The organism is Actinacidiphila epipremni (genome assembly GCF_012034175.1).
Taxonomy (GTDB): domain Bacteria; phylum Actinomycetota; class Actinomycetes; order Streptomycetales; family Streptomycetaceae; genus Actinacidiphila; species Actinacidiphila epipremni.
In genome coordinates this window covers 80,470-104,131 of the sequence record NZ_JAATEJ010000024.1, presented here as the reverse complement: position 1 = coordinate 104,131, position 23,662 = coordinate 80,470, and the positions used below count along the sequence as shown (strand labels likewise).

16 protein-coding genes are annotated in these 23,662 nt (G+C 73.8%); 11 read left to right on the top strand and 5 right to left on the bottom strand.

Features of this window, described 5'->3' with window-relative positions:
* The first annotated feature begins 76 nt into the window (after window positions 1-76).
* From HCN08_RS25910 to HCN08_RS25860, 11 genes are all read left to right on the top strand, one after another.
* Window positions 77-961, top strand: a complete 885-nt coding sequence (locus HCN08_RS25910) for a BKACE family enzyme (protein WP_167985662.1) — start codon at window positions 77-79, stop codon at window positions 959-961.
* Window positions 958-2,103 (top strand): ABC transporter substrate-binding protein, encoded by a 1,146-nt coding sequence (locus HCN08_RS25905; protein WP_167985661.1) that lies wholly within the window; start codon window positions 958-960, stop codon window positions 2,101-2,103. The genes HCN08_RS25910 and HCN08_RS25905 overlap by 4 nt, the downstream gene beginning before the upstream one ends.
* Before the next feature lie 66 nt (window positions 2,104-2,169).
* The gene (locus tag HCN08_RS25900) at window positions 2,170-3,039 is read left to right on the top strand and encodes a fumarylacetoacetate hydrolase family protein (RefSeq protein WP_167985660.1); all 870 of its coding nucleotides are present in this window, start codon (window positions 2,170-2,172) and stop codon (window positions 3,037-3,039) included.
* Window positions 3,036-3,818 carry an ABC transporter ATP-binding protein gene (locus tag HCN08_RS25895; protein WP_322974679.1) on the top strand — a complete coding sequence of 261 codons (783 nt, stop codon included), beginning with the start codon at window positions 3,036-3,038 and terminating at the stop codon, window positions 3,816-3,818. Before HCN08_RS25900 ends, HCN08_RS25895 begins: the two co-directional genes overlap by 4 nt.
* Window positions 3,815-4,663 carry an ABC transporter permease gene (locus HCN08_RS36285; RefSeq protein WP_167985658.1) on the top strand — a complete coding sequence of 283 codons (849 nt, stop codon included), beginning with the start codon at window positions 3,815-3,817 and terminating at the stop codon, window positions 4,661-4,663. Before HCN08_RS25895 ends, HCN08_RS36285 begins: the two co-directional genes overlap by 4 nt.
* The gene (locus HCN08_RS25885) at window positions 4,660-5,436 is read left to right on the top strand and encodes an ABC transporter permease (RefSeq protein ID WP_167985657.1); all 777 of its coding nucleotides are present in this window, start codon (window positions 4,660-4,662) and stop codon (window positions 5,434-5,436) included. The genes HCN08_RS36285 and HCN08_RS25885 overlap by 4 nt, the downstream gene beginning before the upstream one ends.
* Window positions 5,433-5,780 carry a hypothetical protein gene (locus HCN08_RS25880; protein ID WP_167985656.1) on the top strand — a complete coding sequence of 116 codons (348 nt, stop codon included), beginning with the start codon at window positions 5,433-5,435 and terminating at the stop codon, window positions 5,778-5,780. Before HCN08_RS25885 ends, HCN08_RS25880 begins: the two co-directional genes overlap by 4 nt.
* Before the next feature lie 46 nt (window positions 5,781-5,826).
* A complete protein-coding gene (locus HCN08_RS25875) occupies window positions 5,827-6,219 on the top strand; it encodes a VOC family protein (protein WP_167985655.1) in 393 nt (130 codons plus the stop codon).
* A 45-nt stretch (window positions 6,220-6,264) separates the two neighbouring features.
* Window positions 6,265-7,500 carry an alpha/beta hydrolase family protein gene (locus tag HCN08_RS25870; protein WP_167985654.1) on the top strand — a complete coding sequence of 412 codons (1,236 nt, stop codon included), beginning with the start codon at window positions 6,265-6,267 and terminating at the stop codon, window positions 7,498-7,500.
* A gap of 5 nt (window positions 7,501-7,505) precedes the next feature.
* Complete coding sequence (locus HCN08_RS25865) at window positions 7,506-9,080, top strand: FAD-dependent oxidoreductase (RefSeq protein ID WP_167985653.1); 1,575 nt, start codon at window positions 7,506-7,508, stop codon at window positions 9,078-9,080.
* On the top strand, window positions 9,077-9,907 hold the full coding sequence (locus HCN08_RS25860; protein WP_167985652.1) for an amidohydrolase family protein: 831 nt from the start codon (window positions 9,077-9,079) through the stop codon (window positions 9,905-9,907). Before HCN08_RS25865 ends, HCN08_RS25860 begins: the two co-directional genes overlap by 4 nt.
* A 16-nt stretch (window positions 9,908-9,923) precedes the next feature.
* Here HCN08_RS25860 and HCN08_RS25855 read toward each other — a convergent pair whose 3' ends face one another.
* The 5 genes from HCN08_RS25855 to HCN08_RS25835 all read right to left on the bottom strand — a co-directional run bounded on the left by HCN08_RS25855 (window position 9,924) and on the right by HCN08_RS25835 (window position 23,590).
* On the bottom strand, window positions 9,924-11,327 hold the full coding sequence (locus HCN08_RS25855) for a DHA2 family efflux MFS transporter permease subunit (protein WP_167985651.1): 1,404 nt from the start codon (window positions 11,325-11,327) through the stop codon (window positions 9,924-9,926).
* Window positions 11,324-21,313: a non-ribosomal peptide synthetase gene (locus HCN08_RS25850; protein ID WP_167985650.1), complete on the bottom strand. Its 9,990-nt coding sequence runs from the start codon at window positions 21,311-21,313 to the stop codon at window positions 11,324-11,326. Before HCN08_RS25850 ends, HCN08_RS25855 begins: the two co-directional genes overlap by 4 nt.
* 73 nt (window positions 21,314-21,386) lie before the next feature.
* Entirely contained in the window at window positions 21,387-22,385 is a 999-nt protein-coding gene (locus HCN08_RS25845; protein ID WP_167985649.1) for an ABC transporter substrate-binding protein, read from the bottom strand.
* Between the two features lie 108 nt (window positions 22,386-22,493).
* The gene (locus HCN08_RS25840) at window positions 22,494-23,354 is read right to left on the bottom strand and encodes a siderophore-interacting protein (protein WP_167985648.1); all 861 of its coding nucleotides are present in this window, start codon (window positions 23,352-23,354) and stop codon (window positions 22,494-22,496) included.
* Window positions 23,351-23,590, bottom strand: coding sequence for a phosphopantetheine-binding protein (locus HCN08_RS25835; RefSeq protein ID WP_167985647.1), 240 nt, complete (start codon window positions 23,588-23,590; stop codon window positions 23,351-23,353). Before HCN08_RS25835 ends, HCN08_RS25840 begins: the two co-directional genes overlap by 4 nt.
* Window positions 23,591-23,662 lie beyond the last annotated feature (72 nt).

The following is a 23,662-nucleotide window of genomic DNA, read 5'->3' as shown; positions in this document are numbered from 1 at the left end:
CCCCCGGACGCCGGTTCAGCGGCGTCGTACCGGCACATGCCCGTGCCGCGGGGCCGTGACGTCAGGAGCACAGCACATGGGACCACTCATCATCACATCGAACGACCCGCAGGTGCCGGAAGGCCCCGACCAGGTGGAACAGATCATAGAAGAGGCGGCAGCAGCGTACCGTGCGGGCGCCGCCATCATCCACCTGCACCTCATCTTCAAGCCGGCCAGGCCCGGTGAGTACCTGTCCTTCGACATCGAGCGCAGCACCGAGGTGATCCGCGGGGTGCGCGAGCGGTGCCCGGGTGCGATCGTGCAGGTCGGCAAGACGACCGCGACCAACGAAAGCCGGATCGCGCTGGCGAACGCGGTCGGGATCGACATGCTGTCCATGACGTTGAGCGACAACGACAAGTTCCTGTCACAGGGCATCCCGGCCAACCACCGGGAGCGCTCGGAGTTCACCGAGATGGCCGGATTCTGCCTGGAGCACGACATCCTGCCGGAGGTGGAGGTCTTCCACGCCGGTGCCGCCTGGAACCTGTACTACCTCATCAAGGAAGGCGTGCTGCGGGCGCCGTACTGGGTGAACATCTGCCTCTACCACGAGGGCGGCGGCTGGTCGCCGCGCACGATGGCCGAGGTCGACTACCGGATCAACCTGCTGCCCGAGGGCGCGCTCTGGCACCTGACCGCGTTCGCCCACCCGCAGAAGCAGTTCGTCGTGACGCCCACCACGCCGGACGAGCACACCCGGTTGCTCACCTACGCCATCCTCAAGGGCGGTCATGTCCGCACCGGCAAGGAGGACCGGCCGGAGATCCGGCCCGGGGTCCGCGCCTCGTCCAACGCCGAACTGGTCGCCATGATGGCCGATCTGGCCACCCGCCTCGGCCGTCCGGTGGCAACTCCCGCGCAGGCGCGGGAGATCCTGGGGCTGTCGCCGGCCAGAGCCGAGGTGCCGACGTCATGACCTCCCCCTCACGACTCCGGCACCTTTCGCACCTCCCGCGGGTACTCGCCGCCGGCCTGGTCACGGCCGCGCTGCTCACCGCCGCCGCGTGCGGCTCCGACGGCTCGGACGGCACGCCGGGTGCGTCCGCCGCGGCCTCGAAGGGCGGCACGTCGTCCGGTGCGGCGTCGTCCGCACCGGTGCCGGTCGATATCGGCGCCGTCGGCAACATGTCGACCGTAGCCCTCTACGCCGCGATCGAGAACGGCACGTTCCTCAAGTACGGCATCCGCGCCAAGCTGCAGATCTTCGCCAACGGCGCGGCGGTGAGCAAGGCGCTCCAGTCCGGCACGGTGCAGGCGACCTCGTCGGCCAACACCACGGTCACCACGACCTCGGCCGGCGGTACCGACGTCGTCTACTACGCGCCGATCCTGGGCGACGCGACGATCCCGTACGACGACAAGTCGGTGGCGCTGGTGGCGAGCGCCAAGAGCGGCATCACCGCGGACGACCCGTCCAGCTTCGTCGGCAAGAAGATCGGCGACTTCGTCGGCGGCACCGGTGACGACTACCTGCGGACGTACCTGGCCAAGAAGGGCGTGGACCTCGGCAAGGTCAAGATCATCAACCTGGCCCTCGGCAACCAGCTCGTGGCGCTCCAGCAGGGTGAGGTCGACGCGATATCGACCGCCGAGCCGTACGGGACGCAGATCGTGCAGCAGCTCGGCGCCCAGGCCCGGCTCATCTCGCGCGGCGGCGGTTACGTCGCCTATGGAGTCGGCCTGACCTCGCAGCGCAGCTATGTGCAGTCGCACCCGGACGTCATCGAGAAACTCACCGCGGCCATCGCCGACGCCGACGCCTGGACCCGCAAGAACCCCGACGCCGCCGCCGAGATCGCCACCGACTTCGTGTCCGGTCTGCCGGTCACCGTCGCCCAGGCGTCGATCAAGACCCTGGACTTCGACCCGCGGTTGAGCGGCTGCACGGTCCAGGGCTTCAACGCCGAGAACAAGAAGCTCTACGACCAGAAGGCCGTCACCGCGAACGTCGACGCGGCGTCGACGATGGACGTGTCCTTCATGCAGAAGGCGCAGCAGCAGTATCCGGAGCTGTTCTCCGATCTGGCCCCGATCCCGTCGTCCTGCCCCAGCTTGTGACGACGGCGTGCCGCCCGGTGGCCGGCTGACGCACCGGGCGGCGCGGCGGGATCACGGAGGATTCCCATGCGCCTGGCAACTTACGACTACAAGGGCCTTACGGGGGTGGGTGTCGTCGTCGGCGAGCGGATCGTCGACGTCACACCGCTCGGCCCGACCATGCTGGACCTGATCACCGCGGACGCGGGCACCACGGCCCGCCTGCAGGACGCGGTGGCCGCCGGGTCCGGCGGCTACGACCTCGCCGACGTGACGCTGCTGGCGCCGATCCCGGTGCCGCCCCGCAACGTGCTGTGCGTCGGCCGCAACTACGCCGAGCACATCGCGGAGGGCGCGAGCCACGGCCGCAACGACGGCCGGATGCCCGAGCACCCCGCGTGGTTCACCAAGGCCGTCACCAGCCTGTGCGGGCCGGCCGACGGTATCGGCCTGGATCTGAGCCTCACCGGCAAGCACGACTGGGAAGCCGAACTCGCCGTGGTGATCGGCAGACCCGGCCGGCACATCCCGAAGGAGCGTGCGATGGAGCACATCCACAGCTACTGCGTACTCAACGACGTGACCGCCCGCGACATCCAGCACCGCTACGGCGACCAGTGGTTCAAGGGCAAGAGCATCGACGCCTCGTCCCCCATGGGTCCCTGGCTGGTCACCGCGGACGAGGTCGGCGATCCGGGCGGCCGGCGGATCACCTGCTCGGTCAACGGCGTGCTCAAACAGGACTCGGACACCTCGCAGTTCATCTTCGACATCCCCACCCTGATCGCCGACATCAGCCAGGTGCTGACCCTCCAGCCGGGCGACATCATCTCCACCGGCACGCCGGGCGGAGTGGGCAACGGCCGCACCCCGCAGGAGTATCTGCGGCCCGGCGACGTGCTGGAGACCCATGTGGCCGGCATCGGCCGGCTGCGCAACGCATGCGTGGCGCTGTGAGCACCGCGGACACGAAGATCGTCGCGGACGGGCTGCACTTCGCCTACCGCAGCCAGGAGCGCGAGCCCGTGGTGGCGCTCACCGACGTGTCGTTCGAGGTGCGCGCCGGCGAGCTGCTGTGCGTCGTCGGGCCGAGCGGCTGCGGCAAGTCCAGCCTCATCAGCCTCATCGCCGGGCTGGCCAGGCCGCAGCAGGGCCGGGTCCTGGTGAACGGCCGCACCGTACGCGGGCCCGGCGCGGACCGCGGTGTGGTCTTCCAGGAGCTGGGCCTGATGCCGTGGCGCACCGTCAACGGCAACATCGGGCAGGGTCTGGAGATCGCCCGCGTCCCCAGGGCGCGGCGCGACGAGGTGGTCGCGCGGTTCGTGGCCATGATCGGCCTGGGCGGCTTCGAGGAACGGTATCCGCACGAGCTGTCCGGCGGCATGAAGCAGCGGGTCGCGCTGGCCCGTACGCTCGCCGCCGATCCGACGGTGATGCTGATGGACGAGCCGTTCGCGGCGGTGGACGCGCAGACCCGGGTGACGCTGCAGAAGGACCTGCTGCGGATCTCGATGCAGACCGGGAAGACCATCGTGCTGGTCACCCACAGTGTGGAGGAGGCGGCGTTCCTCGGCGACCGGGTCATGGTGATGACCCGCAGACCCGGCCGGGTCAAGGAGATCATCGACGTCCCGATTCCCCGCGAGGAACGCGACTACGACGCGCTGGCCCACGACGAGCCGTTCAACGCGCTGCGGGTGGAGATCACCAACTCGGTGCGGGCGGAGCTGTGGTGACCGGGACCGCGCCGCAGCCGGCCACCTCGTCGGCGACCGCGGCGCTGCCGGCGGGCCCGCGCCGGCGAACCGCCTGGCGCGTGACGTTCCTCGCGCTGCGCAGGACGCTGCTGCCCTTCGTGGCACTGGTCGCCGTGTGGTGGGCGGTCAAGGCAGTGTTCGGGCTCGGCGTCTCGGTGCTGCCGTCGCCGGCGCAGGCGGTGCGCTCGGTCGGCCCGCTGATCCGCAGCGGCGTCCTCGTGGACTACACCACGCAGAGCCTGGAGCGGATCGCCCTCGGCGGTGCCATCGGGATCGCCGTGGGCACCCCGATCGGTCTGCTGCTCGGCTCGAACCGGCTGGTCAGCATGACCTTCCGGCCGCTGCTCAACACCATGCAGGGGCTGTCCGGCATCGCCTGGCTGCCGCTGGTGAACGGGTGGCTGGGGTTCGGCTCCCGGACCGTCCTGGTGGTGATCCTCTACACGGTGACCTTCCCGGTCGCCTTCAACACCATGGTCGGCGTGCAGACGCTGCCGATCGCCTACAGCAACGCGCTGCGGACGATGGGCGCGGGCCGGTTCTACCTGTTCACCCATGTATGGCTGCCCGGCGCGCTGCCCAGCATCCTGCTCGGCGCGCGGCTCGGCCTGGCCTACGGCTGGCGGGCGCTGATCGCCGCCGAGATGGTGCTCAACGCCGGCGGGCTCGGCTATCTCCTCTTCCAGTCCGGCGGTGCCCGGAACACTCCGGTCATCGTCTTCGAAATGATCCTCATGGGCGTGATCTGGGTGTTCATCGACCGGGCGCTGCTGCGGCCGATCGAGCAGCAGACCGTCGTCCGGTGGGGGATGGAGCAGCGATGAGGTCACTGCGCAATCCGGAGAAACTGCTCGGCGTGCTGCCGTTCGCGGTACTCGGCCTGGTCTGGTGGCTGGTCACGGCGACCGGCGTGGTGCACCGCAACGTCCTGGCGGGGCCGCCCGAAGTGTGGCGGGCCACCACCGACCTGGCCTCGCGCGGCCTGCTCCAGGACGACATCGTCACCAGCCTGCTGCGGCTGGTGCTGGCGATGGCCGTCAGCCTGGTGCTCGGCGTCGGCCTGGGGCTGCTGGCGGGGCTGAACCGGCCGGTCTCGGACTTCCTGCTGCCGCTGGTGTCGTTCTTCAACTCCATCAGCGGTATCGCCTGGATCCCGCTGGCCATCGTCTGGTTCGGCCTCGGCACGGTGACCGTCACCTTCGTCCTGGTCAACTCGATCTTCTTCCTGATCTTCTTCAACACCGTGCTCGGCGTCCGCTCGGTGCCGGCGGTGCTGGAGAACGCGGTGAAGACGCTGGGCGGCGGGCGCCGCGAACTGGTCCTCCAGGTGTATCTGCCCGGCGCGCTGCCGTTCATCATGTCCGGCATCCGCGGCGGCTTCGGCTTCGGCTGGCGGGCGCTGATCGCCGCCGAGCTGACCGCGGCCACCAGCGGCCTCGGCTACCTGATCTACAACGCGAGCAACTACGCCAGGGGCGACCAGATCCTGGCCGGGATCATCGTCATCGGCGCACTGTGGATCGTCATCGACATGGCCGTCCTCGCCCCGATCGAACGGCGGACCGTGCAGCGCTGGGGGACGGTGAGGCAGGTATGAGCCGCAGACGCGCGGTGACGGGGCTGCTGGTCCGGCTGGCGCTGCCGGTGCTGGCGATCGTGGTGGTCCTCGGCGCCCTGCCGCTGTACGGGCGCCTGACGTCCTCGTCCCGGATCAGCCCGGCGCTGCGCGAGCAGCTCAGGGCGGGTCAGCCCTCCTACTCGGTGCAGGTGGAACTCACGCTGCGCCCGCAGTACTTCAACATCCAAAAGCTCCAGTCACTGGGCACGCTGGCCGGCGTCAAGGGCACCAGCGTCAAGGTGCTCGACATCGGTGCCGCGCAGGTGCACACGATCGCCGACCTGTACTGGGTGAAGCAGGTCAAGACGATCGGCGAGAGCTGACCGGGCCGGACCGGGCGGCGGCGCGCGACGAGGGAGGGACAACCCCATGGCAGCCCTGAGGTACTCGTTCGACCACGTGCACGTCTACTGCACGGACATCCACGCCAGCGAGCGCTGGTTCGTCGATCTGCTGGACGCCCGGGTGACCGAGCGCCGCGGGTCGCCGGCCGCGCCGACGGTGGCCCTCGACCTCGGCGGTGTCACGGTGCTGCTGCGTCCGCGGCTGGCCGGGGAATCGCTCGGCCCGCCGGGGCCGGCCCGGTTCGGCTCCGACCACATGGGGCTGCGGGTGGAAAGCGTGCCGGACGCCGTAGCGCAGTTGCGGGCCCGCGGCGCCGTGATCAGCAGTGGGCCGCGCGAGTTGCGCCCCGGCGTCTTCGTGGCCTTCGTCCAGGGCCCCGACCAGGTGCGGGTGGAGCTGCTGTCCCGCCCGGCGTGAGCCGCCGGGCGCCCACCGACCGGAACAGAAAGCGAGAGACCGAAGATGAACGACCCCGACACCGGCACACCGATGGAGCGCATCGCGCTGCAACGGGACAACCAGCAATGGGTGTTCGACTGGATGGTCAAGGAGACCGGCCGGGTCTACCACTTCCAGCCCGACGGCCGCGGCGACCTTCCGCGCGCGGTGCGCAGCCATGCGATGATCTCCAAGCACCTCGGCCAGGCCGGCGCGCGGCTGGAGAAGCTGGCGCACGAGGAGTCCGCGGCCGGCCACCAGCACACCGCGGCCGACCTCTACTACCGGGCCGCGCTGTCGTTCATGGCGGCCCAGCACACCGTGTTCGGCAACAGCCCGGAGAAGATCCACCTGCACGGCTCGCTGCTGCGCTGCTACGACCAGGTACGCTCGCACGCCCCCTACCGCATCGAGCACATCGACGTGGAGTGGAACGGCGTGACGGTCTCGGGCAACCTGCACCTGGCGCCGGCCGAGGGCCCCGCGCCCTGCGTCTTCTTCATCCCCGGCTGCGACGTCACCAAGGAGTCCTGGCCCAACCCCGCGTTCAACCAGGCCGCGCAGCGCGGCATGCACGTGTTCTCCTTCGACGGCCCCGGCCAGGGCGAGAGCAACCTGCGCGGCATCAAGCTGGAGGCGGACAGCTACGAGCACGCCGCCTCCGCCGCCGTCGGCATGCTGCTGGCCCGCCCGGAGATCAGCCGGATCGGCGTCTACGGCCTGAGCTTCGGCTCGTTCTGGGCGCTGCGGCTGGCCGCGCTCGACGACCGGATCACCGCGGTGGCCGCGCCCTGGGCGACGTACTGCGACCTGAACTACCTGATGACGCAGGAGTCCCCGCGCTTCAAGCAGCTCTTCGCCTACCTCACCCAGGCCCGTGACGAGGCCGAACTCGACGCGGTCACCTCCCGCATGACCCTGCTCGACCACGTCGGCCGGATCACCGTCCCGACGCTGCTGGTGAGCGGCGAGTACGATCCGCGCAGCCCCCTCGAAGCGGTCTACGAGATGTACGACGCGATGCGGGCGCCCGCCGAGCTCTGGGTCTACGCCGACCAGTTCCACCACACCTCGATGTCGGGCGGCAGCCGGCGCGCGCTGTGGGAGGCGGATGTCCACGCCACCACCTGCGACTGGCTGCGCGACCGCTTCGACGGCAGGCCGCAGCCGCACGCCGGCGAGGTGCTGTACCTGGAGAGCGGGCGGACCGGGCCGTACAGCCCGGACGCGCCGGCCAAGCGGCACTGGTACGAGGGCTGACGGCGATGAGCATCCCACTCCCCCAGGGTCCCGCGGGACACGGCCGGTCCGCCGCCGGCACCCGGGCACTTCCCGAGCGCGTCAGGCCGCTTCCCGCGTACGTCGAGCTGCTGGTCGTCGGCGGCGGCGCCTCCGGGCTGAGCGCGGCGATCGAGGCGGTCACCACCGGCGGACTCGACCCAGCCGACGTACTGCTCGTCGACGCGCAGCCGGCCCTCGGCGGCGCCGCGGTGGTGGCGGGCGGCGGCATCTGCATCGCCGGCACCCCGCTCCAGGCCAGGAAGGGCATCGAGGACAGCGTCGAACTGGCCTACCAGGACTGGCTGTCCGCCGGCGGCGACCTGGTCGACACCGGCTGGGCGCGGCGCTATCTGGAGGCCGGCAACCGCGAGGTGTACGGCTGGCTCGAGCAACTGGGCCTGCACTGGACGGAGGTGTCCTGGCGGGAGGGCAACTCGGTCCCGCGCTGGCACCGTACGGTGGGCGGCGGCAAGGCGGTCGCCGCGTGCCTGGTCGGGCACCTCGGACGGCTGGGCGTGCGTGCGGCCCTGGAAGCGGAGGTGACCGGGCTGGTCCTGGCAGGGGGGCCGGACGGCGGCGGGCGGCCCGGCGGAGAACTGAGCGCGGTGACCGTCCGCTGGGGCGGGTCCGAGCAGACGGTCGGCTGCGGTGCCGCAATCGTCGCGACCGGCGGGTTCGTCAACAACCCGGACACCGTGCGCACGCACACCGGCCTGCCCGAGGACACCCGGTTCCTCAGCGGCGGCGCTCCGCACGCCGACGGCCGGGGCCACCGGCTGCTCGCCGACGCGGGCGCGCAGTTCACGGCCATGGGCGAGGTCTGGTTCTACCCGTTCGGCACCCCCAACTACCGGCTGGGCGGCGGCACCAGCGCCAGGGGCCTGGCGGTGCGCGGACTCGGCAACGCGATCTGGGTCAACCGGCGGGGCGAGCGCTTCCACAACGAGGCGCTCAGCGGCGGCGGTTCCGGCGGCCGGGCGATCTTCCGGCAGCCCGGCCAGACCTGCTGGGCGGTTTTCGACGCGGACGAGGTGCGGACGCTGCTGCTGCGCGGCGACCGCTACTACGCCTCCGGCGACGACGTCGACCGCGACCGGACCGCGGAGTTCCTGCGGGAGTCCCCGTACGCGGCGACCGGTGACACCGTGTGTGAGGCCGCGGACCGCGCCGGGCTGCCGGGCCGTGCTGTCGAGGCCACCGTGGCGGCGTTCAACGCGCGGATCGCGGAGGGGGCTGCGCACGACCCGGCGTTCGGCCGCCCGCTGGCCGGCTTGCGGGAGATTGCCCGCGGGCCCTTCCACGTCGTGCAGTTCTTCCCGCTGGCGCAGAAGAACCTGGGCGGTGTGCACACCGACGAGGTGTGCGCGGTGCGCCGCGCGGACGGTTCCACCATCACCGGCCTGTTCGCGTCCGGGGAGGTCGCGGGCATGGGCGGCGGGCACATCAACGGGCACGGCGCCATCGAGGGCACGATGCTCGGGCCGTGCCTGTATTCGGGGCGGGTCGCCGGGTCCGCAGCCGCCGCCGCGGTACGGGCCCGGCGGGAGCCGGCCGGATGACCGTCACCGACGCCCAGGTCCACATCTGGCCGGCCGAGACCCCCTCCCGCCCCTGGGCGCCGGGCGGCGCCGGCTACGCGCACCGGCGGTCCTTCGGCGTCGCCGAGCTGCTGGCCGAGATGGACACCGCCGGGGTGGACCGGGCGGTGCTCGTACCGCCGGGCTGGGAGGGCGACCGCAACGACTACGTGCTCGGTTCGGCCGCCGCCCACCCCGGGCGCCTGGCGGTGATGGTCCGCCTCCCGCCGGCCGCGCCGCTGCCGCCGGCGCAGCTCGACGCCCTGCTGGAACAACCCGGCGTGGTGGGCGTCCGGCTGACGTTCACCCGCGGCGCCGCCCGCTCCTGGCTCGACGACGGCACCGCCGACTGGCTCTGGCCGCTGCTGGCCGCCCGCCGCACCCCGCTGGCCCTCTACGCGCCCGGCAGCCTGGCGGCGGTCCGCCGGATCGCCGAGCGCCACCCGCAGCTGCCCGTCGCCGTCGACCACGCCGGGCTCGCACTCGGGGCCCGCGGCGCGGACCTCGGCGCGGCGCTGGCCGTGGTACGTACGCTGGCCCGCCTGCCCAACGTCGCCCTCAAGGCCAGTTGCCTGCCGAGCTACGCCGACGACGGCTACCCGTTCCGCTCCGTGCACGGCTTCGTCCACGGCCTGCTGGACGCCTTCGGCCCGCGACGCGTCTTCTGGGGCAGCGACCTCACCCGGCTGCCCTGCACCTACCGGCAGTCGGTCCACCTCTTCACGCAGGCCCTGGGACTGCCGGAGGACGTGGTGGCGCTGCTGACGGGAGGCGCACTGAGCGAATGGCTCGGCTGGCCGGCGCGGTAGCCGCCGCCGTCCGGGGTCAGGGCCTGCTCGTCGGGCGGGTCCTGGGGAGGCGGGTGGTGCCGGCGGCGGCCAGGAGGGCGAGGGCGACGACCCACCAGAACGTGTCGGCGAAGGCGGCGGGGACGTGCTGGTGGTGGGCGTCCAGGCGGGTCTGGAGCACCAGGGCGAGGGCGGCGGTTCCGAGGGAGCCGCCCACGGTGTTGAGCAGGTTGAGCGCTCCGGAGGCGCGGGCGATCTGCTGGGGCTCGATGCGGCTGTAGACGATGTTCATCACCGGGGCGCTGATCATGGCCATCCCGAACCCGCGGACGGCGAGCGCCGCGGCGAGCGCGGAGTCCGGGAGGCCGTGGTCGAGTTGGGTGAAGGGCACGGTCCCGGCCAGGACCAGCAGGACGCCGGTGATGACCAGCGTCCTCGGGGCCACCGCGTCGATCGTGCGGTGGACCAGCACCGAGCCGGCGGCGGCCCCCAGCCCCTGGGGCACCAGGAGCAGGCCGGTCTGCCATGCCGACAGGCCGCGCCCGGCCTGGAAGTACAGCGGCAGCAGGAAGGTGGTGCCGAACACCGACGCGCCCAGGACGAGCAGGGCCAGGGCCGCCGCGCCCAGGGGCGGCCTGGTGAACATCCGCGGGTCGATCAGCGGGGTGCCGCCGGTCCGCAGGCCGTGGGCGACGAAGCCGGCCAGCATCAGCAGCCCGGCGGTCACTCCCACGGCGGCCGGCAGCGTACGGCCGTGGGCGACCTCGGTCAGGCCGAGGACGAGGACGGCCAGGCCCGGGGACAGCAGCGCCGCGCCGCGGACGTCGAAGGGCGTGCGCCGGTGCGTCGGCGGCACCACGGGGACGTGGCGGCGGGCGAGCAGCACCGCGGCGGCGCCGATCGGGAGGTTGACCAGGAACAGCACTTGCCAGGAGGCCACCGCGAGCAGCCCGCCGCCGACCATGGGCCCGAGCACGGGCGACAGCAGCGGCACGACGGCGACGACGCTGATCACCCGGCCGGTGCGGGCGGGGCCGGCGATCCGGGCGAGCAGCGCCTGCCCGGTCGGCGGCAGCAGACCGCCGCCGAGGCCCTGGACGACGCGGAAGGCGATCAGGCTCGGCACCGACCAGGACAGCGCGCACAGCGCGGACCCGAGCAGGAACACGCCCACCGCGACCAGCCAGACCCGCCGGCCGCCGAGGCGGTCGGCGAGCCAGCCGGAGGCGGGCACGGCGGTGACGACGGCCAGCAGGTACGCGGTGCTGACCCACTGGATCCCGGCGACGGAGGCGTCGAACTCGTGCGCCAGGGTGTCGATGCCGACGCTGACGATCGTGGCGTCGACGGACGCCATGAACGTGCCGAGCACCAGGATGAACGCGACGCGGAGCAGCGCCGCGTCGACCTTCTGGGCCGGTGCGGCGGTGGTCTTGGTCATCGTCGCTCCAGGAGGGTGCGGATGTCGCCGTCGAGGTGGTCGCCCAGCGAGCGCAGCAGGTCGAGCAGTTCCCCGGCGATCCCGTCGACGCGGACCCCGGCCCGGTGGGCGAGCACGCCGGTCCAGGTGTCGCCGTCCGGCATGACGGTCAGGGTCACCGGGTGGTGGGTGGCCTCGCGGAAGCGGGTGCCGACGAGGGTGAGCCCCGGGGCGGGCTCGCGCAGCCGGTCGCGGTCGACGGGGTAGTTCTCGAACACCACGAGGCTGTCGAAGAGCCTGCGCCGTCCCGTCAGCCGCTCCAGATCGGTGAGGGACACGTGGTGGTGCTCGGCGAGGGCCTGCTGCCGGGTCTGCAATCCGGTGAGGACGCCGGCGAGGGTGCCGGTCAGCCGCGCCCGGACCGGCACGGTGTTGGCGAGCAGCCCGATGATCTCCTCGACGCCCGCCAGCTCCGGGGGCCGGCAGGCGACCATGGCGCCGAAGCAGACATCGTCACGGCCGCAGGCCCGGGCGAGCAGGATCGCCCACGCGCCCTGCACCAAGGTGCTGCGGGTCAGGCCCCGTTCCGCGGCGAGGCGGGTGAGCCCCGCGACCAGCTCCGCGTCGAAGGTGATCACCGCGGGCTCCTGCCAGGCGGGCCCCGGGTCGCCGGCGCTCAGGTAGTCGCCCTCGGGCAGCGCGTCCAGCTCCTCGGCCCACACCGTGAGGTCCGGGTCGTGGGCGGACCGCCAGGCGAGGTAGTCGGCGAACGGCACCGGCGCGGGCAGGGACGGCTCCCGGCCGCGCAGCCGCGCCGCGTACAGGGCGAACAGCTCGCCGAGCATCCGGGGCGCCGACCAGCCGTCGGACAGTACGTGATGGCTGGTCAGGACCAGGTCGAACCGGTCGGCGCGGTGGCGGATCACGGTCAGGCGCAGCAGCGGGCCGGTGCTCAGGTCGAAGGGCTCGGCCAGGTCTGCTGCGAGGACCGCCTCGGCCGGCCCGTCGCACACCCGGAAGCCGGGCTCGGGCGCGGGCGGGATGACGGCGAAGCCGGCCGGGAAGGCGGCGCCCAGGTTCGGGTGCCGGGCCAGCAGGTCCACGCCCGCCGCGCGCAGGGCGCCGACGTCCGGCGATCCGGTGAAGGAGAAGGCCGACTGCACCGTGTAGGGGTCGGGCCGTTCGGTGCGCGAGTGCCGCAGCATCACCTCCTGCAGCGGCGTCAGCGGCTGCACGCCGGCGACCGCCCGGCCATCGCCCAGCGCGCTGATCTCGGGTGCGGCGGCGACGGCGAGCAGGGACGTCCGCAGGCACTCGCCCAGGTGCTCGACCTCGGCGGCCGTGAGCAGCGTGCCGGGCCACGTCAGCCGGATGCCGAGCCGGTCGTCGCGCACCAGGGCGTTGACCATGAGGGCGTACGGCAGCGGCATGGTGTCCGCGGCGCCGGAGCCGAGCGGGCCGGCGTCGGGCGGCGCCTGCCACGCGGTCTCCGTGGCCGGGGCGCCCGGGTAGCGGCCGAGGTAGTTCCAGGCGATCTCCGGCCGGACCGGGTCCAGCAGGCCGGCCGAGGTGAGGATGCCGTGGCCGAGGCCGTCGCCCTGGGCCCGCAGCCGTTCCGCGACGGCCGCGGGGTCGTCGGCCGCCTCGATCAGCAGGGGGTGGACGGCGGTGAACCATCCGACGGTCTGCGACAGGTCGGCGTGGTCGGGGCGGCCGTGGCTCTCCAGGGCCACCAGCACCCGGGAGGCACCGCGCCAGTCCCGTACCGCCCGGGCCAGCGCGCTGAGCAGTACGGCGTCCGGTGAGGTGCGCAGTGCGGCGGGCAGTGTGGTGATCAGGGCGCGGGTGGTGGCGGCGTCGAGGTGGATCTCGTGGTGCGCGGAGGTGGCCGCGGTGTCCCGGTCCGGGTCGAGCGGCCGGGCCGCCAGCGCCGTGGTCGGCACCATCCGCTGCCAGTGCGCCAGTTCGTCCTTGCGGTCGGCCGCGCGCAGCGAGCGCGCCCAGGCCAGGAAGGAGACGCCGTGCCGGGCGGGTGTTCCGCCGGCGTGGGCGTCGCGTATGTCGTCCAGCAGGATGCGCCAGGACACGCCGTCCACCGCGAGGTGGTGCGCGACCAGGACGAGCCGGCCCGGCCGGTCGGGCCCGGCGTCGTACCAGACGGCGCGCAGCAGCGGTCCGGTGCGCGGGTCCATCGCGTCGCACGCCCGGGTGGTTTGCCGGTCGATCAGGGCGCGCAGTTCGCCGGCCGGCAGGTGCGGTGGCACCGGGACCCGGGTCAGGACGTCGGCGCCGGTCACCGCGCCGGCCGGCGGGATGCGCAGGACGTCCGCGGCCAGGTGGGCACGCAGGATGTCGTGCCGGGCGAGGATCTTGCCGAGCACGGTCCGCCAGAGGTCCTCGTCGCCGCCGGGCGGGACGCACACCTCGGTCCACTGGCAGAACCCGCCGGCGGTGGCGCCCGCGCGGCGCAGCATGTCCCGCATGACGGGGGTCAGCGGCGCGTCGCCCACGGCCGGGCTGTCGGTCTCGGTGAGGGTGCGGGCCCGGGCGGCGATCCCGGCGACCGTCGCTGCTTCGAAGACGTCCCGTGCGGTCAGCGCGAGGCCCTGGCGGCGGGCTCGGGAGACCACCTGGAGGGAGACGATGCTGTCCGCGCCGAGGGCGAAGAAGTCGTCGTCGGGGCCGATGTCGTCGCGGGCGAGGATGTCCTTGAGGACGCCGAGCAGCACCGTCTCGGCCGGGGTCGCGGGATCCCGTCGCCGCGCCGCCGCGGTCTGCGGGGCGGGCAGGGCCGCGGCGTCCAGCTTGCCGCTGGGGCTCAGCGGCAGGCGGTCGAGCGTCACCAGGGCGCTGGGCACCATGTGGTCGGGAAGCAGCCCGGCCAGGTGGGCACGCAGCGTCGCGGGGCCGGGCCGGGCGCCGTCGGCCGGGATGACGTAGCCGACGAGCCGGCCCTCCCGCATGACCACCGCGCAGGCACGCACCTCGGGGTGGCGGGTCAGCGCGGACTCGATCTCGCCGAGCTCGACGCGGAAGCCGCGGATCTTGATCTGGTGGTCGGCGCGGCCGAGGAAGACCAGCTGTCCGTCCGGCCGCCACCGCACCAGGTCCCCGGTGCGGTACATCCGCTCCCCCGGCGGACCGAACGGATCGGCCACGAAGGCGGCCGAGGTCAGGCCCGGCCGGCCGAGGTAGCCGCGGGCCAGGCTCGGCCCGGCGAGGTAGAGCTCGCCCGTCACGCCGAAGCCGACCGGCTGGAGGCCGCGGTCCAGGACGTAGGCGCGGACGCCGGGGTCGGGGCGGCCGATCGGCAGCGGACCGGGATCGGCCGGGTCGTACGCCCACGTCACGGAGTTGATCGTGACCTCGGTGGGCCCGTAGGCGTTGAACAGCGCCCGCCGCCCGGCGCCCCAGCGGCGTGCGAGCTCCGGGTCGAGGCGTTCGGCGCCGACGACGAAGAGCACGTCGGGGTGCACGGTCCGGTCGTCGGGCATCGCGGCCAGGAACGACGGCAGCAGGTTCACCCCGGTCACCTTGTGCTCGACGATGTAGTCGAGCAGTTCGTCGCCCGGGACGCGTACTTCCTCCGGGGCGATCACGCTGGTGCCGCCGGACAGCAGCGGCACCATGGTCTGCCAGAAGGCCACGTCGAAGCCCGTCGACGCGAAGTGCAGGTAGCGGTCGTGCTCGGTGATCCCGACCACGTCCTCCTGGAGGGCGATCAGGTCGGGGACGCCGCGGTGGGTGATGCCGACGCCCTTGGGCCGTCCGGTGGTTCCGGAGGTGTAGATGACGTAGGCGAGCGCGTCGTCGGTGAGCGCGGCGCGTGCTCCGGCCGGGTCGGTGTCGGGAAGGCCGGCGAGGGCGGCCGGGTCGTCCGGCCGCACCACCGGGATGTCCTGCCCGGCGAGCAGTCCCGCGTCCGTCGTCACCGCCGCGGCCGGGGCGATGTCGCCGAGCATGTACGCCAGTCGGTCGCGCGGGTAGCTCGCGTCCATCGGCACGTACACCGCTCCCGCCTTGGCCACGGCGAACAGCGCCACCGTCATCTCGATGTCCCGCCCGAGCAGCACGGCGACCGGGTCCTGGGGCCGGACGCCGCGCCGGATCAGGGCGTGCGCGAGCCGGTTGGCCGCCCGGTCCAGCTCCCGGTAGGTCAGGCTGCGGTCGCGGCACACCAGCGCCTGGCCGTCGGGCTTGCGGCGCACCCAGGAGGCGAACTCCGCCAGCCAGTGGCCGCGCCGCTCGGCGGGCACCGGGCCGGCGCCGGCCCGCAGCATCCGCTCCCGCTCGGCGGGGTCCAGCGCCGGCAGTGCGACGGCGGGCCGCCGCGGGTCGCGGACGATCTCCCGCAGCAGGTTGTGCAGCCAGCGCCCGTAGTCGCGCACCTGCTGCTCGCCGAGGACGCCGGGCTGGTAGCCGAGCCCGATCGTGATGTCCTGCCCCGGCAGCACGATGACGGTCAGCGCGTAGTGCGTGGCGTCGGTGATGTCCACTGCGGCCAGGTCGAGGCCGGGGCCGAGCGGGGTGCGGCTGCGGTCGGACAGCGGGAAGTTCTCCATCACCAGCATCGTGTCGAACAGCTCGCCGGCGCCGGCGAGGCGCTGGATCTCGGGCAGGCCGACGTGGTGGTGGTCGGCCAGCGCGATGCTGTGGGCGTGCACGCGCGCCATGAGGTCGTGCGCCGTCTCCCCCGGGGTGCACCGCACGCGCACCGGGATGGTGGTCCCGAGCTGCCCGATCATGAGCTCGACGCGGTCCACGTCGGCGGGACGGCCGGAGACCGGGCAGCCGAAGATGACGTCGTCGCGTCCGGTGAGCCGGCTCAGCAGCAGGCCCCACGCGGTCTGGAGCACCGTGGTCAAGGTGACGCCCTGCTCGCGGGCGAAGGCGCGCAGCTGTCCGCTGAAGTCGGCGCCCAGCTCGACCGCCACCCGTTCGGGCCGGGCGAGGGCGGTCCTGGCGGTCGCGGGTGCCAGCCGTGTCGCGCCGTCGACGCCGTCGAGTGCCTGCCGCCATGCGGCCCGGGACGCCTCGCGGTCCCGGCGGGCCAGCCACCGGTGGTATTCCGCGACGTCGGGGCCGGCGGGCACGGCGGGCCCGCCGCCCAGCTCGGCGTAGATGCCCAGCAGAGTCCGGCCGACCAGCGGCATGGACCAGCCGTCCAGCAGGGCGTGGTGGTTGGTGATCACCAGTTTGTGCGTGGCCGGGCCGACGCGGGAGAGCAGGAAGCGGATGAGGGGTGGCCGGGACGGGTCGAAGGGGCGGGCCAGTTCGGCGCGGGCGGCCGTGTCGAAGTCGTCGTCCTGACGCCATTCGAGGGTGACGCCGGCGGGGACGACCTGTACGACCTCGTCGCCGGCTTGGGCGAGGTGGACACGCAGCGAGGGGTTGCGGCGCAGCAGCTCCCGTGCGGCCTCGGCGAGGCGGTCGCGGTCGAGTGCGCCTTCGAGTGTCGTCACGGCCTGGACCACGTAGACGTCGGTGTCCTGGTCGTCGCGGACCAGGGTGTGGAAGGACAGCCCCACCTGGAGCGGGGTGGCGGGCCACACGTCCTGGATCCGGCCGGCGCGCTCCAGGCGGTCGATGGCGGCCTGGTCGAGCGCGACCAGCGGGAGGTCCGACGGTGTCAGTCCGCCGGTGGCGTGCCGGGCGTGCCCGGCCAGCAGGTCCAGCGCCTGGCCCCATGCCTCGTGCAGGGCCGCCAGCGCTTCGGGGGTGACGACGCCGGTCGCGGCCGTCCACTCGACGGCGAGCCGGGGCGCGTCGCCCTCGTGGACGAAGCAGTTGAGTGCCAGGACCTGCTCCAGCGCCTTGGCGCCGGGTTCGAGCACCCGGAAGGCGTCCTGCTCGGGCAGCCGCCATCCGGTGCCGGGCGGTGCGGCGAAGCGGCCCAGGTAGTTGAGCAGGACGTCGGGCGGCGGGACGGCGGCCAGGCCCGCGCCGGCCGGGTCGAGGTGGCGCAGGACGCCGTAGCCGAGGCCCTGCCCGGGCACCGCCCGCTTGGCTTCCTTCGCCGCGCGCAGCACCTCCCGCACGTCGCCGGCAGCCGGTACGCGCACCGGGTACTCGCTGGTGAACCAGCCGACGGTACGGGCCAGGTCGAGGTGCTCGCGGCCGTGGCCCTCCAGGGTGACGGTGACCGCGTCACGGAAGCCGCCCCACTCGCGCAGGGCCAGGACGAGCGCGGACAGCAGCACTTCGTCGACGCCGGCGCGGTAGGCGGACGGCAGCGTGGTCAGGACGGCTTCGGTGACGGCCGGGGAGGCCAGGGTGACCGTCCGGCGGGCGGTGGCGACCGTGTCCAGGGCCGGGTCGAGCGGCCGGGGTCCGATACGGGTCGCGGAGCCGAGGACGTCCTGCCAGTGGGCGAGTTCACCACGGCGTGCCCCCGTGGCGCCCTGCTCGGCCAGGAGCGCCGTGTGCCGCCGCCAGGAGGCGCCGACCGGTTCCAGGGCGCCGCCGGTGCAGGCCGCGTACAAGTCGGGTACGAGGATGCGCCAGGAGACGCCGTCCATCGCCAGGTGGTGCACGACGAGGACCACCTGGTCCGGCTCGCCGTCCTCGGTGCGGATCAGCTCGGCCCGCAGCAGGTCGCCGCGCCGCGGGTCGAGCCGGCCCGCCGACCGCCGGGCGGCCGTCGCGGCGTCCACGCCCCGGGCCTCCGTGACGACTGCGGGCACCGAGCCCTCGGGGAGGATCTCCAGGCCGCCGTCGTGGACGCGCAGCCGCAACGCGTCGTGCCGGTCGAGGAGGGTCCGTACGCCCGCGCGGAGGGTGTCCGGGGAGAGCGCGTCCACGCGCAGGACCGTCCACTGGGCGTAGCCGGCGACGGTGTCCACGTCCTGGTGCGCGTCGAGCAGGCCCCGCACGATGGGCGGCGCGGTGACCGGCCCGCTGGGGTCGTCGGGCGCCTCGCCGGTCTGCTCGACCCGGCCGGCGGAAGCGGCCAGCGAGGCGAAGCTGCGGCGGGCCAGCAGATCGCGGGGCCGCAGTTCGAGCCCCATTGCCCGCAGCCTGCTGCTGACCGTGATCGCCGTGATGCTGTCCCCGCCGAGGTCGTAGAAGTCGTCGTCCACGCCGACCTCTTCCACCTCGAACGCCTCGGCGATCGCGGCGCACAGCAGCCGCTCCCGCTCGGTGCGGGGCTCCCTTCCGCCGCCCGCGACCGCCGGCAGCGGAAGCGCGGCGCGGTCGAGCTTGCCGTTGGGTGTGAGCGGCAGCGTGTCGAGCACGACCACGGCGGCGGGCACCAGGTGTTCCGGCACCCGCGCCGCCAGGTCCGCGCGCACCGCCTCGGCGGTGACGGTGGCGGACACGACGTAGCCGACCAGCCGGGCCGACCGTACGGCGGCTGCGGCGGCGGCCACTCCGGGTACGGCGGCGAGCGCGGCCTCGACCTCGCCCAGCTCGATCCGGTGGCCGCGGACCTTCACCTGGCCGTCGGCCCGGCCCAGGTAGTCCAGTCCGCGTCCGGTCACCCAGCGGGCCAGGTCCCCGGTGCGGTACATCCGCGACCCGGGCGGCCCGTAGGGGTCGGCCGGGAAGCGCTCCGCGGTCGCGCCGGGCGCGCCGAGGTAGCCGCGGGCCAGGTGCGGCCCGGCCAGGTACAGTTCGCCCGCCGTGCCGCGCGGAACCGGCTGCAAGGCGTGGTCCAGGACGTAGCAGCGGGTGCCCGCGAGCGGCGCGCCGATGGTCGGCTCGTCGCCGGCGACGACCGCCGTGGTGCTGTCCACGGTCGCCTCGGTCGGCCCGTACATGTTGCGGGCGGTGACCGCGCAGGCGGCGATACGGCGCCACAGCGCGGGGGGCGTCGGCTCGCCGCCGAGGACCAGCAGGGTCGGCCGCAGGTCCAGCAGGCCCCCGTCGACCAGGGCGGCGGCCATCGAGGGTGTGGTGTCGACGACGTCGATGCCGTCGCGGGCGTAGGCGGTGAGCAGGGCGTCGGCGTCGCGGACGGTGTCGGCGTCGTAGAGGTGCAGTCGGTGCCCGCACAGCAGCCACACGAGGTGGTCGAAGGCCGAGTCGAAGGCGAAGGAGTAGGTGTGGGCGACACGCAGCTGCCGGCCCGCGGCGTGTTCCGCCTCGGCGACGACCGTGGCGCGCTGGTGGTGCAGCAGTGCCGCGAGACCGCCGGCCCGGCCGAGCACGCCCTTGGGCCGGCCGGCCGACCCGGAGGTGTGGATGACGTAGGCCAGGTGCTCCGGGTGCCGGGGCGCGGCGAGTTCACCGAGGTTTAGGGGCGCCGCGCAGAGGTCTTCCGCCTCGTCCAGCAGTGTCTCCCAGGGGACTCCGTCGACCGCGCCCGCGGTGATCACCAGGGCCGGCCGGGCGTCGTCGAGGATGTCGTGCAGCCGCCGCGGCGGATGGGCGGTGTCCAGCGGCAGGAAGGCGGCGCCCGCGTCCAGGACCGCCAGCAGGGCGGTCACCAGGTCCGCCGAGCGGGGCAGCGCCAGCGCCACGAGGTCGTCGGGGCCGATACCGCGGGCGCGCAGGGCGCGGGCCAGCCGGTGCACCCGCCCGGCCAGTTCCCCGGCGGTCAGCCGGTCGGTGCCGCACACCAGGGCGGTGTGCCCGGGATCGGCCGCGCCGGCCATGGCGTCGAAGGCGTCCGGTACGAGCAGCGGCGTGCCGGGAAGGGCCTCGGGCACCCACGGGGCCGGGATCTCCGCCGCCTTGCCGCCCATGGGGATCCGGCCCACGGGCCGTCCGTCGAGCAGGCCGTCCAGCAGTGTGCACAGGCCGGCCAGCTTGCCGTCGACCGACTCCTGGTCGTTGTCGCGGGCGTCCACCTCGAAGCCGAGGTGCAGCCCGCCGTCGGGGGTGGGCAGCACGGCCAGGCCCATGTCCTCGGGCGGCCCGCCGGCGATGTTGCGCATCCGCCCGGTCGCGCCGGCGAAGTCCATGGCCAGGTCGAACGCCTTGAGGTTGATGCCGCGGCCGTGCAGCAGCGCGCCCGCCCCGGGAGCGCCGAGGTCGCGGGGCAGGTCCTCACCGCGGTAGCGCTGGTGCCTGCGCGTCTCGCGGAGCGCGGCGGCCACCCGCCCGGTCAGCTCCGCGAATCCGTCCTCGGGGTGCACGCGTATCCGCAGGGGCAGCACGTTGACGGCCATGGCCGGCGTGCGCAGTTCGACGGAGGCGGTCCGGCACATGAGCGGCAGGGCGAAGACCACGTCGGTACGGCCCAGCATGCGGTGCAGGAAGGCGGCGTAGCAGGCGATCAGCGCCTCGCCCCAGGTGGCCTTCGCCCGGTCCGCGAAGGCCCGCAGCCTTGCCGTGCCGGCGGGGCCGAGGACGGTGCCGGCGCTCAGGGAGCGGCCGGAGGGGCCGGCCGGGGGGCGCGTCTCCCCGAGGTCGGGCAGGGGGGTGAAGCGGTCGACCCAGTAGGCGCGGTCGACGGCCGCCTCCTGGCTGTCGCGGTACGCGCGGTCGGCCGCGACGACGCCCTCGATCGTGCCGAACAGCGGCCGTGGCGGCTCGGTCCCCCGCACCAGCGCGGTGTAGTGGGCCGCCGTGCGGCGCGCCAGCATGGCCCCGCTGTAGCCGTCGATGACCAGGTGGTGGCCCATCTGGGTGTACCAGACCTCGCGGTCGGACAGCCGGATGACGACGGGCGAGTACAGGGGACGGTCCACCATCGCACGGCAGGTCTCGGCGGCCCGCGCCCGCTCGGCCTCGACGAGCGCGGCGGCCTCGGCCGCCGGGTCGCCGCTGCCGCCGAGGTCGACGATCCGGGGCAGCCCGACGGGGGCGTCGCTCACCGCCTGCCGTGGCCCCGAGGGGGTGTCGTACACCCGCAGGCGCAGGCTCTCGGCCTCCTGGGTGGTCGCCCGGACCGCCTCGGCCAGCGCCCGCGGGTCGATCGGGTCCGCGCCGCCGGATATCTCGACGACGTCGCCGACGACGTAGTACGGCGATTCCGGCTCCAGGCGTTGCGCGTGCCAGATGCCCAGCTGGGCACCGGTCAGGGGAAGCAGTCGATCCGCGGGGACGGGTGGGGTGGTCAACTCACTCTCCTTGCAATGTCTCCGGTCGACGATCGCCACGGTCACCGGCGGCGCGGGGGATGCCGGGGGCCGGTCACTTCTCCAGCAGCGGCGCGAACGAGGTGTCGATCGCGTCCAGGGTCTTCAGGGCGTCCCCGTACGTGGCGGCTTCGGTGCAGGCGATGGGGAAGGTCATCTTCTTCTTGACCGCCGGCAGGTTCTGCCACAGCCGGGAGCCGACGACGGCCTTGACCGAATCGGGGAGGCTGCCGTCGCAGTTGACGGAGTACGTGATGGCGTCGGCCTCGCCGAGGGAGTCGCCGAGCTGCTCCATGGACGGGTACTCGCTGACCGACTTGGACCCGGGCCCCGGCTTCTTCACCTTGCCGTAGTAGTTCGCGCCGATGTCCTGGGCCACGTTGGTGCCCCACGAGCCGTTGAACTCCCGCTGGAACGTGCCCTTGGAGGTGTCCCCGTAGGCGCCGACGTGGCCCAGCTTCAGCGCCGGCAGGACGTTCTGGTATTTCTTCTTCAGCTCCGCGGCCTTGGCCTCGTACGCGGCCTGCGCGCTCTCGTACCTGGTGAGCACCCCGGCGGCGTCGGCGTGCTTGCGGGACACCTCGCGCCACTGGGTGGGCAGCATCGGTCCGACCGCGACCACCGGTGCGATCGCCGTCAGCCGCTTGACGTCGATGTCGCCGAGGGCGGGGAGCGGGACCCCGAGGACGATGAGGTCGGGCTTGGCCTTGGCGATGGCCTCGTAGTTGGTCTCCGACGCCTGCTCGCCGGCGACCCTGGCGAGCTTCTTGTAGGTGGCGAGCTCGTCGGCGTCCATCATGGCCTCGCCCCGCTGCCATGAGGAGATCCCGACCAGGGGGGCGCCGGCCTCGATCAGGGTGGGCACCGCGTAGCCGGTGGCGACCACCCGCTCGGGGTGGACGGGGATGGTGACCTTGCCGTTGTCCGCGGTGAACACCCGGGTCTCGACCTTCTGGGGCGCTGCCGCGGTGCCGTTGTCCGACGACCCGCACGCGCTGAGGGCCAGGGCCAGTGCCAGGGCACCGACGAGGCCCGATGATCTGCGCGTGAACATGTGCGACTCCTTCTGCTGGGCGGGGCCGGCCGGCTCGGCCGGGTCCCGTCGTGGTCCATGGCCTCCCGGCAGGGCGCCGGGAGGGGATCTGCGCGGGGGCACCGCTGGTCAGTGCTCGTGCTCCTGGTCGTCGTCGAAGTCCGCGACGCCGCGCTTCCAGTAGCCGGTGATCTCGTAGTCGCTGCGCTCCAGGCGCAGTTCGTCGCGCACCCAGCGGCGCAGCGGCCTGACCTGGCCCGCCTCGCCGGCCATCCAGGCGTACAGCCGCTCGCCGGGCGGGACGGTCAGCGCGGTGACCGCCCGGGCCAGCGCGCCGCCGGTGCCCGGCGGGCGGTCGCCCCGGTGCAGCCAGCGCACCTCGACGCCCCGGGGCGGCGCGAGCTCGATCTCCTCCGCGGCGCGGGCGACCTCGACGAACGCCCAGCCCTTGGCGTCCCGGGGAAGCTCCTCCAGCCAGCGTGCGATCGCGGGCAGCGCGGTGATGTCGCCGGCCAGCAGGTAGCGGTCGTAGGCGGCCGGGACGATGAGGCCGCCCGGCGGACCCGCCACATGCAGGACCGCTCCGGGCCGTACGGCCTGGGCCCAGTCCGAGGCGAGGCCGCCCTCGTGCGGGGCGATGTCGATGTCGATCTCGCCGGCCACCGGGTCGTGGCGCCGTACGGTGTACTCCCGCGACGTGGGGTGGGGGCGCGGCCAGCGCAGCAGGTCACCGTCCGGTTCCGGCAGGCGCAGCGAGCCGTCGGGGTCGGGGAAGAGCAGCTTGACGTGGTCGATCGGCGAGTGCGCCTCGAACCCCGCGGTGCCCGGTCCGCCGAGCGTGACGCGCAGCAGGCCGGCGCCGACCGCCGCGGTACGGACCACTTCCGTACGGCGGATGCGGATCGGGTAGCGCACCTTCTCGGGGCGGCGCCCGGCCAGGACCTGCGCGATCCGCTCCAGGTGGCGCTGCCCCTGCCCGGTGTCCGTCACGCCGTACGGCCCGTCAGGACGGCGAGCCAGTGGTCCAGTTCGGGGCGCTCGGCCAGGTCCGGCAGCTCCAGCTCGCCGGCGCCGTCCGCGCGCCACCGCTCGACCAGGGTCATCAGGCGCACCGAGTCCAGGCCGAGATCGCGCAGGTTCTCGCCCGGGGCCAGGTCGGAGGGGTCGCAGCCGAGCAGTTCGGCGACGTCCGCGCGGATACGGTCGGGCGTCAGGCCCTCGCTCATCAGTGGGCTCCTACTCGTGGCGGCGCCGCGGTGGGGCGGCGCGGCAGGGGGGAGGGGTGGTGCCGGGACGGG